The organism is Flavicella sp., assembly GCF_029238425.1.
Classification (GTDB): domain Bacteria; phylum Bacteroidota; class Bacteroidia; order Flavobacteriales; family Flavobacteriaceae; genus Flavicella.
The window spans coordinates 1-11,648 of the sequence record NZ_JAQWGB010000131.1; the positions used below are offsets into that span (position 1 = coordinate 1).

Genomic DNA, 11,648 nt, shown 5'->3' on the forward strand with positions numbered 1-11,648 from the left:
TATTTTTTCATAAGAAATATCTTCTACGTTTTGTGTAATAGTTTTATTTCTTACCTTTTTTGTTATTAGAGTTTTCTTTTCATTAAATTTATTAATCTTTTCTATGATAGTCTCAATTAAAAGTTCTTTCGAAAAATTTAATTCTTTAAATTCAATTGTCTTTTTTTCATCTTCTCTTTCATCCGAAATATAAACTGGTACTTTTAGTTTGTATGTTTTCATTTGCATTTTTTTTTCGGTAATTTTTGGCAAAGTGTTATATGTTTTATAAATACATCGAATAACAGCTCGTCACGCAGGTTATCGCTGTGTTCCATACATCGAATATAAATCAATGTATGAAAACAAAACTAATTAATTTTTTTCCGTTGTTCTAACTGCTTGACAATTAAATCTAATGGATTCGTGATTTTTTTCAAATCCTGACTGTGTACATGCGTATAAATCATTGTTGTTTCTGGTCTCGTATGTCCCAATAAAGTCTGTATATAACGAATGTCTGTTCCATTTTCTAATAAATGAGTGGCATAACTATGTCGTAAGGTATGGGGCGTTACCTTTTTAGTAATCCCGGCCAATTTGCAACTTCTGCCCAAAAAACTTCTAATTGAAACCGCTGAAAAAGCCTGCCCAGGCTCATAACCTTCTACCAAATAAGTGCTAGGATCATATGTCGTTAAGTAATTTTGTAACATCGGAATCATCACTTCTGCAATAGGTACATATCTATCTTTTCTTCCTTTCCCACTTTCAACCTTGAGCATCTTTCTCTGCAAATCCAAATTCCTTAATTTCAAAGAAGTCAACTCCCCAATTCTCAATCCAGACGAATAAATCAAAGCAATACAAATTCTATGTTTTAAGTTTTTGGTAACACGTATCAATTCAATAACTTCGGAATGCGACAATACATTCGGTAGCTTTTTATCTTTTCTTGGCGCCACCTTAGCAAAATCCAATTCTAAATCAGAATTTGTAAAAACTAAATAATGTTTCATCGCACTAATAAATTGTCGATGTCCACTAATCGAAAAATTCTTTTCTACAAGTACCGACTGAACATAATTTTCTATGGTTTTTAAAACTATCGGAGCTTCGTCTTTTCTATGAAACACAAAATCTGCAATCAAAGTACTATACGTTTTTAAAGTACTTTCGCTAAATCGTTTCCCTTTCAAATAAATATAAAATTGATTCAAATGCTTTCGTTGCTCAACAGTCAATTTGTCTTTGATAGCCACTTCAGACGATTTTTTCAACCGATCCACAGAAATAGCCGTCATATCCAAATGAGCCACATGCTTAAACAACCCAATAATAGAATCCAGTTCCGTTTCTTTCTTTAAATAATACCAACTTTCCTTACTGCTGCTCCATCTAGCTTTTGATTTTTTACAAATAGCAATCAAATCTCTGTCATAAATAAATTTCAAACTATAAACAGTTTCTTTTCGATGCTTTTCAATACGAATTACAATGGTTTTTTTAGTCTTTTTCATAGTATATAAGATAGTGAAAAAAGCTGATTTATGAAGGGGTATATGGAAATATTTATTGTTCTATGTTCAGTAAATTTTATTGGTAAATAAAAAAAGAATAAGATATAATTATAAGACCAAGTCATATCATAAACATCGATGAATAGGGGAGAATGTTGACAGAAAAAAACACAAAAAAATAATCATCATTTATTAAGATTTTATGTTTGTAACATCATATAAAATAATGTACTTTTGCCAACAAATTTATTAGAATGGCTACAACGCAAGAATTGAAAGATTTTTCTCAACAAGTAAGAAGAGATATATTACGTATGGTACACGCAGTGAGTTCTGGACACCCAGGAGGATCTTTAGGATGTACAGAGTTTTTAACAGTATTGTATCAAGATGTAATGTCTTACAATTCTGAGAGTTTTGACATGGATGGTAAAAATGAAGATTTATTCTTCTTATCAAACGGTCATATTTCTCCTGTTTTTTACAGTGTTTTAGCGAGAAGTGGTTATTTCTCAGTAGCAGAATTAGCAACATTTAGATTGTTAAACTCTCGTTTGCAAGGACACCCTACTACACATGAAGGTTTAGAAGGAATCCGTATGGCTTCTGGTTCATTAGGACAAGGAATGTCTAATGCAATTGGAGCAGCTCAAGCTAAAAAATTAAACGGAGAAGATAAATTAGTATATTCTTTACACGGTGATGGTGAATTGCAAGAAGGTCAAAACTGGGAAGCAATTATGTATGCTTCTGCTAAAAAAGTAGACAATTTAATCGCAACAGTAGATTTAAACGGAAAACAAATTGACGGTACTACAGACCACGTATTAGCGATGGGTTCTGTAAAAGATAAATTTGAAGCTTTCGGATGGATCGTATTAGAAGAAAAAGAAGGAAATGATATTGAAGCGATCCAAGCGGTATTAGCAAAAGCGAAAGACTTATCTGGAAACGGAAAGCCTGTTTGTATTTTATTAGAAACTGAAATGGGGAACGGTGTTGATTTTATGATGAACACACACGCATGGCACGGTAAAGCACCAAGCGATTCACAATTGGAAGAAGCATTAGCTCAAAACCCTGCTACCTTAGGAGACTATTAAGAGTATCAGTGATATAATATAAAAGCCCAATCATTTATTGATTGGGCTTTTTTTTGTTGAGGCTGAACAATGTTCCCGGCGGCTGAGCCTGTCGAAGTCTCGCTATGGTTACCCTTCGACAAGCTCAGGGTCCGTTAGATCTCGGAGGCTGAGCCTGTCGAAGTCTCTTTTCTATCCGGAGGTTGAGCCTGTCGAAGTCTCATTTTCTATCCGGAGGCTGAGCCTGTCGAAGTCTCATTTTCCATCCGGAGGCTGAGCCTGTCGAAGTCTCTTTTCTATCCGGAGGTTGAGCCTGTCGAAGTCTCTTTTCTATCCGGAGGCTGAGCCTGTCGAAGTCTCATTTTCTATCCGGAGGCTGATTCACGTTCCCGGAGGTTGAGCCTGTCGAAACCTCGCCACGGTTACCCTTCGACAAGCTCAGGGTCCGTTACATCCCGGAGGCTGAGCCTGTCGAAGTCTCTTTTCTATCCGGAGGCTGAGCCTGTCGAAGTCTCATTTTCCATCCGGAGGCTGAGCCTGTCGAAGTCTCAATTCCAATAACGGTATACCCTTCGACAAGCTCAGGGTCTGGTTTCCCGTCGAAGTCTACATATCTACACTAGATAATATCTAGCAAATTCATTGGACTATCAATAATAAAATCTGGATTCAGTTTTTCTAAACTTTCTTTAGACCTAAATCCCCAAGTAACGGCAACAGAAATCATTCCTGCGTTTTTGGCCGTTTCAATATCTACAGCGGTGTCACCAACATAAAAAGTTTTCTTAGGATCCAACTTTAAGTCTTGACACATTTTTAAAACCACCTCAGGATTGGGCTTCTTCAAAGCTTCTGTAGTCATTCCTTTTACTTGTTTGAATAGATCCGGTAGTTTTTCTTGAACCACCTTTTTAGTAAGCGCATCTGCCTTATTAGAAAGAACCGCCATAGGAATTTCCTTAGAATCCAAAAGCTCTAATAATGTTTCTATTCCTTCATATAAGGTTGTTTTATTTGTACAGTTTTCTGAATAATGAGCTAACATCAATTCAAAACAACGGTCAATAACTTCCGAAGTAGATCCGCTAGGTACCGCTTTAGATACTAGGTTTCTAATACCGCCTCCAATAAAGGAAGCATGTGCTGCATAAGAATGTTGTGGGTAATTTTCTTGCTGTAGTACAAAATTCATTGAATCTGCTATATCCTCAATAGAATTGACAAGCGTTCCGTCCAAGTCAAAAATAATACCTTCTATAGTTGTAGTTGTATCCATTAGTCTATGTATTTCTCTAAGATTCCTTTTGCGTATTTACAGGCCACAGCTTTTGTGAATTCAGGAAAATCAATGGGAGCATCGTCATTAGCATTGTCAGAAATAATCCTGATGATTGAAAAGGGGATATCATATTCAAAACATACTTGAGCCACGGAGGCACCTTCCATTTCAACGCACAAAGCATTGGGAATTTCCTTTTTTAACTCCGCTACTTTCGATTTTGAGCTTATAAACTGATCTCCACTTAAAATAGCTCCTTTTTTTACTTGTACTGCTTCAATCTTAAACTGCTCTAGTTTTTCGACAGGCACATGGTCTTTTATATGAGAAGCAAAAGAGGCAGCCGCATTTTCTAATTTTTCGTTGTTTTTAGTTTCAAAGAATGATTTTCCTAAAAGAGGAATCTCAAATTTTTTGAAAAGGGGAGTAGTGTCCATGTCATGCTGATACATTTCAGTACCCAATACAATATCTCCAACGTTTAAACTACCTTCTAGAGAACCCGAGACACCTGTAAAAATAATCTCCTCTAGATTAAAATCATTGATCATTTGAGTGGCAGTAATGGCAGAGGCCACTTTTCCCCATCTAGAAAAGGCAATAACTACTTCTTTTGAGTTGATAGTTCCTTTATAATAAGAACGCATTCCTTTTTCCGATACGCTTACGTGTTGAAGTACATCAATCAAAGATTGCACTTCTTCGGGCATTGCACTAATGATTCCTATAGCCATTATTCTGTGATTTCTTCTGTTATTTTTTTTTGATTATTGGTTTCCTCAATGATGATTCCATCTTTCATTTCAAGCGTTTTATCGGCCATTTCAGCAAGTTTTTTATTATGGGTGACAATCACAAAAGTTTGTCCCATTTCCTCACGTAATTTTAGAAATAAATGATGTAGGTTTTCGGCCGATTTAGAGTCTAGGTTTCCACTAGGTTCATCAGCAAAAATTACTACCGGATCATTTATCAAAGCTCTGGCTACGGCTACACGTTGCTGCTCACCACCCGACAATTCGTTGGGCTTATGAGTTGTTCTTTCTGATAACCCTAGATAATCTAGCAGCTTCAGTGCTTTTTCTTCTGTTTCCTTTTTGTTTTTATTGGCGATAAAAGCCGGAATACACACATTTTCCAAAGCTGTGAATTCAGGTAATAATTGATGAAACTGAAAAATAAACCCGATATTTTCGTTTCTAAATTTAGACAACATGCTGTCCGACATGTTCTGAAGTGATTTTCCGTTGATTTCAAGTGTGTAATCTAACTTCTTAGTCGGTCTATCTAAAGTTCCCAGTATTTGCAGTAAAGTTGTTTTACCGGTTCCAGAAGGACCAATGATGGCAATTACCTCTGCTTTGTTAATATGGATATCAACACCTTTAAGAACTTCTAGTTCTCCATAATACTTATGTAAATTACTTGCTTTTATCATTTTTTGCTTGCTTGAGACCACGAAAATATTAAAAATGCAGCAAAATGAGCTTCCTTTTTTAGCTTTCTTGTTAATTTAGACTATCAAAAATTTTGGAATGGATAATAACGTCCTAAAAGCATTTAAAAACATGGGATTTGGCTAAAGGATTCCTACATTTGTGTCACACTTTAAACTAAATTAGATGAATTTACACGAATATCAAGCGAAAGAAATTTTAAAAGGATTTGGAGTAAAAGTTCCTATGGAGATTGTTGCAAACACTCCAGAAGAAGCTTTAGCTGCTGCCAATGAAATTAATAAGGAAAAAGGATGTACTGTTTTTGCAGTAAAAGCTCAAATTCACGCTGGTGGTCGTGGTAAAGGAGGTGGTGTAAAAATCGCTAAATCTATCGAAGAAGTTAAAACATATGCGGAGCAAATTTTAGGGATGATGTTGGTAACACCGCAAACATCTGCTGAAGGGAAAGAAGTACATAAAGTATTGATTTCTGAAAACGTATATTATGATGGACCTTCTAAGCCAGAAGAATTCTATATGTCAGTTTTGTTAAACAGAGGTACTGGTAGAAATATGATTATGTATTCTACAGAAGGAGGTATGGACATTGAAACAGTTGCGGAAGAAACGCCACACTTAATTTTTACAGAAGAGATTGATCCTGCAACGGGAGTGTTACCTTTCCAAGCTAGAAAAGTTGCATTTAACTTAGGATTGTCTGGTGCTGCTTTTAAAGACATGACAAAATTTGTTACTGCTTTATACAATGCATACGTAGGTTCTGATTCTTCATTATTTGAAATCAATCCTGTATTCAAAACAGCTGATGATCAAATATTAGCAGTAGATTCTAAAGTAACTTTAGATGAAAACGCATTGTACCGTCATAAAGATTATATCGAATTAAGAGATGTAAAAGAAGAAAATCCTATCGAAGTGGAAGCGAAAGCTGTAGGATTGAATTATGTAGATTTAGATGGAAATGTTGGTTGTATGGTAAACGGAGCTGGTTTGGCAATGGGAACTATGGATTTAATCAAACAGGCAGGTGGTGATCCAGCAAACTTCTTAGATGTAGGAGGTACTGCAGATGCTGCTCGTGTTGAGGCTGCTTTCGGAATCATTTTAAAAGACACGAATGTAAAAGCAATTTTGGTAAACATTTTTGGAGGTATTGTTCGTTGTGATCGTGTAGCACAAGGAGTTGTAGATGCTTACAAAAACATGGGAGATAAAATCAATGTGCCAATCATTTGTCGTTTACAAGGAACAAACGCTAAGGAAGCTAAGGAATTAATCGACAATAGTGGAATGGAAATCATTTCTGCTACTGAATTTCAAGAGGCTGCTGATAAAGTACAAGAAGTATTGGCTTAGGCTTATATCATATATTTTAAAACCGTTTTCAATTCTGTTGGAAACGGTTTTTTTGTTTTAAATAGTCGTATTTTTTTATGAAATCATAATTACTAATACGTTTTCGTATCTATTTGATATTTCTAAAATAGATTGATACTTTTTTTGTATTTGTTCTATATTAATTAGTATTTTCGCCACGGATTTTTTTTACAAAAAATATAAATTAAGATGAACTTACACGAATATCAAGGAAAAGAAATATTGAATAGTTTTGGAGTAAGAATTCAACGTGGTATCGTTGCAAGTACTCCTGATGAAGCTGTGGAAGCTGCAAAAAAACTTACGGATCAAACCGGAACAAGTTGGTATGTAGTAAAAGCTCAAGTACATGCAGGTGGACGTGGAAAAGGTGGAGGAGTAAAATTAGCAAAAAACTTAGAGGAAGTTAAAAGTATTTCTGATGATATATTAGGGATGATGTTAGTAACACCTCAAACTTCTGTAGAAGGTAAATTAGTAAATCAAGTATTGATTGCTGAGGATGTTTACTATCCTGGTGAAGTAGAAACAGAAGAGTTTTATGTGTCTGTTTTATTGAATAGAGCGACTGGACGTAATATGGTGATGTATTCTACGGAAGGTGGTATGGATATTGAAACTGTTGCAGAAGAAACGCCACACTTAATTTTTACAGAAGAGATTGATCCTGCAACGGGAGTATTGCCTTTTCAAGCTAGAAAAATTGCTTTCAATTTAGGTTTGAGCGGTAATGCATTCAAAGAAATGACAAAATTTGTTACTGCTTTGTACAATGCCTATGTATCTTCTGACTCTGCAATGTTCGAAATCAATCCTGTTTTAAAAACTTCTGATAATAAAATTTTAGCAGTAGATGCCAAAGTTACTTTAGACGAAAACGCTTTATACCGTCACAAGGATTATTTAGAAATGAGAGATGTACGTGAGGAGAATCCTATTGAAGTAGAAGCGAAAGCTGTAGGGTTGAATTATGTAGATTTAGATGGAAATGTTGGATGTATGGTAAACGGAGCTGGTTTGGCAATGGGAACTATGGATTTAATCAAACAGGCAGGTGGAGATCCAGCAAACTTCTTAGATGTAGGAGGTACTGCTGATGCTGCTCGTGTTGAAGCTGCTTTCGGAATCATTTTAAAAGACCCGAACGTAAAAGCAATTTTGGTAAACATTTTTGGAGGTATTGTTCGTTGTGACCGGGTGGCACAAGGAGTTGTAGATGCTTACAAAAGTATGGGAGATAAAATCAATGTACCAATCATTTGTCGTTTACAAGGAACAAATGCTAAGGAAGCTAAGGAATTAATTGACAATAGTGGAATGGAAATTATTTCTGCTACTGAATTTCAAGAGGCTGCTGATAAAGTACAAGAAGTATTGGCTTAGGCTTATATCATATATTTTAAAACCGTTTTCAATTTTGTTGGAAACGGTTTTTTTATACAATAAATTTCGCGTGGTTTTTTATTAGGATGGATATACACTAAAATAAAAAGCTTAGTTTAGATTTTTATAAAATAGAAAGAAATGAAAATAGTTGTATTAGATGGATATACGCTCAATCCAGGAGATTTGAGTTGGGACGCTTTGAAGGAACTTGGCGAAGTGGTTGTCTATGATAGATTAGAAAATAAAACAGATGCGATTGTAGAAGTAATTTCAGAGGCAACTATTGTATTCACTAACAAAACGGTACTTTCAAAAGAGGTTTTAGAAAAGGCTACAACTATTAAATATATTGGTGTTTTGGCAACAGGGTTCAATGTAGTAGATATAGAAACTGCAACTTCAAAAAACATCGTTGTTACAAATATACCTGCTTATGGCACCAAAGCGGTTGCACAGTTTGTAATGGGTTTGTTGTTAGAAATGTGTCACCATATAGGCGATCACAATACATCGGTACAAAATAAAGCATGGGTAAAATCGGCCGATTTTTGTTATTGGAATACTCCACTGATTGAATTAGAAGGGAAAACAATGGGGTTGATTGGTTTTGGTAAAATAGGTCAGGCTACGGCGCAATTGGCACAAGCATTTGGAATGAAAGTTTTGGTTTATAATAGAACTATCAAAAAAGAATTTGAATCGGATTCTTTAGCATTTGTTAGTTTAGAAGAATTGGTTGCAACTTCGGATGTGATCAGTTTGCATTGTGCATTGACAGATTCAAATCAAGGATTGATAAATAAGTCTTTGATAGAGCAAATGAAAAGGGAAGTGATGCTTATCAATACTTCTAGAGGTGGATTGGTCAATGAAAATGATTTGGCAGAAGCCTTAAACAATGATAGAATTTATGCCGCTGCAGTGGATGTAGTTTCTACCGAACCTATGAAAGCGAATAACCCTTTATTGGGAGCAAAGAATTGCATCATTACACCACATATTGCTTGGGCAACCAAAGCAGCGCGACAACGACTAATGCATACAGCAGTAGGTAATTTAAAAGCATACCTGTCAGGAGAGGTTATCAATAAAGTCAATTGAGGTATTGAAAAAACTGATGTTAGGCTTTGATTTAATTTCGTCCAAGTAAAAAAACAATTTGGACATGGATGCAATAATTAAAGAGAGTTTACAAAAAGGTATTGGTTTTTCGGAATATAAAGAAATGGTAAGTCAGCTTATTCTAGATGGCAAATCTACAGGTCCAAATCAATCGGACGCTTTGTTGAATTATTCTAAGTTGAATGAACGTAGAATGGCACGTTTGCACAAAACACTTAAAATAGACGATGTCTCAAAAGATTTCATTGAAAATACAGAAGTCGACCAAACATGGTTGCTTATTACTGAAAGTTGGTGTGGTGATGCTGCTCAATCGACTCCAATGATTGATAAAGTAGCGGAATTATCCGATGGAATTAATTTGCAAGTGGTGTTGCGTGATGAGAATGAAGCTTTGATGAATCAGTTCTTAACGAACGGAAACAAGGCAATTCCAAAACTAATTGTCATCGATAATAAAACGGAAACCGTAGTAGGAGAATGGGGACCAAGACCAAAGACTGCTACTAAATTGGTGAATGATTATAAAGAAACTCATGGAGGGCTGGACCCTCAGTTCAAGGAGGATCTTCAAAAATGGTATAATAAAGACAAAGGAAAAGATACTTTGGACGATATTCTAAGCTTACTGAAAAGTACGCTCAAGAATAGTTTGAAAAAAGCAAGTTAAAGAAAACCCCATTCAATTTTGAATGGGGTTTTTTATGCTGATATTTTGATTTTTTTGGTATCAGAAAGAGTGCATTTTGGCGAATACTTTAATCCACTAAATTATGAATCATTGCGTACTGCAATAAAAGCATGGTTTTAGCATCTTTAATTTTTCCTTCGTTTAATAAGCGAATTGCTTCTGAGAAAGACATTTCCAAGACTTCAATATCTTCTTGTTCTGTATGCAAACCACCACCTGTAGTGGCTTTCATATTATCGGTATATTCCGCAATAAAATAATGAATTTGTTCGGTTACCGCTCCCGGTGTCATATAAGCTTCAAATACTTTTTCAACAGACTGAATTTTGTAACCTGTTTCTTCAAAGATTTCTTTTTTGATACAAGTCTCAGGATCATCTTCATCCAATAATCCTGCGCAAGCTTCAATTAAAAGTCCGGTTTTATTACCATTTTCATAACTGGGATATCGAAATTGCTGGATAAGAATTACGTTTTTTGTGGTTTTATTATACATAAAAACAGCTGCACCATTTCCTCTATCATAAGATTCTCTTATTTGAGTTTGCCAAGTACCATCATTTCTTAAATAATCAAAAGTAACTTTATTAAGGGTGTACCAATTATCAGATAAAACTTCAATGTTTTTAACCTTTACGCGTTCACTATCCATTTTTCTTTTTGTTAAATTCAATCATTTTTTGTGTGTAACTCAAATCGGTATCATGACAATCTTGGAAAATACCACAAGAAACTCCTGGCTTTGCCAACGATTTATTAGAAGTGCTTTTTGCAAGCTTTTCAATATCTGGACTAAGGTATTTCATCGTAATATTTTATTTTAAGCTATTACAAATTTACGAAAAATAATACATGTATTAGCTGTGTTATGTCCTATGGAAAAGATAAATAAACTTAATAAATCAAGATCATTTAAATATGAAAATAAAAAATCTTCAGGATAATTCCTGAAGATTTTTTCTAGTTTTTATTTGTATGAACGTAAACTAATTTCCTACTTTAAAATACATATCTCTATCCGCAACAAATGGTGCACCACCAGAATATGATACTCCTCCTGGATATGGATCTCCTCCAAAAGAATAGCTCAATGCTAAATTTGTTGAAAATGTATACTGATGACCTGCAGTGCAACTAATAGGTGTGTCCAATATAATTTGATTTATTCCATCAATTAGTGTAATGTTTTGTGTCAGCAATATTGGATTTCCTGTGCCTGAACCATCATATATTGTCAAGGTACCTGTTTGTGCTCCACTACAACTTTGAACCTCTAATACCTTCCAAATGAAATTTTCACTTGCGGTAAAACTTTGACCAGCGCCACCCAAACAAAGGGGTGCATTAATGTTTTGTTCGATGACATTAGATAATAAATTAGTGACTTTTGTCAATTCAACTACTAAAGGAGCCACATGGTAAATAGTTGCAATTTGATCCCTTGTAAGTTCAATAGTTTGAGATTCATATCCCTCAACTGAAACATGTATTTCATAAACGGCATCTTTAATATCTCTTACGGTAACAACATTTTCTTCAATAGCTGTAAATGCTTTACTGGTAGAAAAACCAGTTGCGGTTATAGAATATTCTCCTGCTAGAATTTCATTTGAACCTAATTCAGAAACAGCTAAAAGAAAATCTAATTTTTCAACTTCTGTAATAGGGAAGCTTACCAATCCAAAATCTTGTGGAGTATACGTTTCAGTAGAAACAACCTCAACATCTACGGGAGTTGCTGAACCATTGGCA

Annotated in this window: 13 protein-coding genes; 5 read left to right on the forward strand and 8 right to left on the reverse strand. The window is 34.9% G+C overall.

Annotated elements, in window-relative coordinates:
• Both P8H68_RS09850 and P8H68_RS09855 read right to left on the reverse strand, forming a co-directional pair.
• On the reverse strand, nucleotides 1-222 hold a 222-nt coding region (locus P8H68_RS09850; protein WP_300324247.1), incomplete at its 3' end, for a hypothetical protein.
• A 128-nt stretch (nucleotides 223-350) separates the two neighbouring features.
• Nucleotides 351-1,499: a tyrosine-type recombinase/integrase gene (locus P8H68_RS09855; protein ID WP_300324250.1), complete on the reverse strand. Its 1,149-nt coding sequence runs from the start codon at nucleotides 1,497-1,499 to the stop codon at nucleotides 351-353.
• A gap of 254 nt (nucleotides 1,500-1,753) precedes the next feature.
• Between P8H68_RS09855 and P8H68_RS09860 the strand changes: the two genes are divergently transcribed.
• Nucleotides 1,754-2,602 (forward strand): transketolase, encoded by an 849-nt coding sequence (locus P8H68_RS09860; RefSeq protein ID WP_300324254.1) that lies wholly within the window; start codon nucleotides 1,754-1,756, stop codon nucleotides 2,600-2,602.
• A 598-nt stretch (nucleotides 2,603-3,200) separates the two neighbouring features.
• Here P8H68_RS09860 and P8H68_RS09865 read toward each other — a convergent pair.
• From P8H68_RS09865 to P8H68_RS09875, 3 genes are read right to left on the reverse strand one after another with little or no spacing between them, the layout of a single operon-like run.
• Nucleotides 3,201-3,857, reverse strand: coding sequence for an HAD-IIIA family hydrolase (locus P8H68_RS09865; protein WP_300324257.1), 657 nt, complete (start codon nucleotides 3,855-3,857; stop codon nucleotides 3,201-3,203).
• Entirely contained in the window at nucleotides 3,857-4,594 is a 738-nt protein-coding gene (locus tag P8H68_RS09870) for a 5'-methylthioadenosine/adenosylhomocysteine nucleosidase (protein WP_300324260.1), read from the reverse strand. Before P8H68_RS09870 ends, P8H68_RS09865 begins: the two co-directional genes overlap by 1 nt.
• Nucleotides 4,594-5,298, reverse strand: coding sequence for an ABC transporter ATP-binding protein (locus P8H68_RS09875; protein WP_300324263.1), 705 nt, complete (start codon nucleotides 5,296-5,298; stop codon nucleotides 4,594-4,596). Before P8H68_RS09875 ends, P8H68_RS09870 begins: the two co-directional genes overlap by 1 nt.
• Before the next feature lie 184 nt (nucleotides 5,299-5,482).
• Between P8H68_RS09875 and sucC (P8H68_RS09880) the strand changes: the two genes are divergently transcribed.
• The 4 genes from sucC (P8H68_RS09880) (at nucleotide 5,483) to P8H68_RS09895 (ending at nucleotide 9,875) form a co-directional block, all read left to right on the forward strand.
• Nucleotides 5,483-6,676 carry an ADP-forming succinate--CoA ligase subunit beta gene (sucC, locus tag P8H68_RS09880; RefSeq protein ID WP_300324266.1) on the forward strand — a complete coding sequence of 398 codons (1,194 nt, stop codon included), beginning with the start codon at nucleotides 5,483-5,485 and terminating at the stop codon, nucleotides 6,674-6,676.
• A gap of 210 nt (nucleotides 6,677-6,886) precedes the next feature.
• Complete coding sequence (gene sucC, locus P8H68_RS09885; protein WP_300324268.1) at nucleotides 6,887-8,080, forward strand: ADP-forming succinate--CoA ligase subunit beta; 1,194 nt, start codon at nucleotides 6,887-6,889, stop codon at nucleotides 8,078-8,080.
• A gap of 141 nt (nucleotides 8,081-8,221) precedes the next feature.
• Complete coding sequence (locus tag P8H68_RS09890; protein WP_300324271.1) at nucleotides 8,222-9,184, forward strand: D-2-hydroxyacid dehydrogenase; 963 nt, start codon at nucleotides 8,222-8,224, stop codon at nucleotides 9,182-9,184.
• Between the two features lie 64 nt (nucleotides 9,185-9,248).
• On the forward strand, nucleotides 9,249-9,875 hold the full coding sequence (locus tag P8H68_RS09895; protein ID WP_300324275.1) for a thioredoxin family protein: 627 nt from the start codon (nucleotides 9,249-9,251) through the stop codon (nucleotides 9,873-9,875).
• A gap of 88 nt (nucleotides 9,876-9,963) precedes the next feature.
• Here the strand turns inward: P8H68_RS09895 and nudK are convergent, their stop codons facing one another.
• The 3 genes from nudK to P8H68_RS09910 all read right to left on the reverse strand — a co-directional run.
• Complete coding sequence (gene nudK, locus P8H68_RS09900; protein WP_300324278.1) at nucleotides 9,964-10,548, reverse strand: GDP-mannose pyrophosphatase NudK; 585 nt, start codon at nucleotides 10,546-10,548, stop codon at nucleotides 9,964-9,966.
• Complete coding sequence (locus P8H68_RS09905; RefSeq protein WP_300324281.1) at nucleotides 10,541-10,702, reverse strand: hypothetical protein; 162 nt, start codon at nucleotides 10,700-10,702, stop codon at nucleotides 10,541-10,543. The genes nudK and P8H68_RS09905 overlap by 8 nt, the downstream gene beginning before the upstream one ends.
• 180 nt (nucleotides 10,703-10,882) lie before the next feature.
• Nucleotides 10,883-11,648, reverse strand: a 766-nt coding sequence (locus tag P8H68_RS09910; protein ID WP_300324284.1) for a hypothetical protein, incomplete at its 5' end; no start/stop codon positions are given.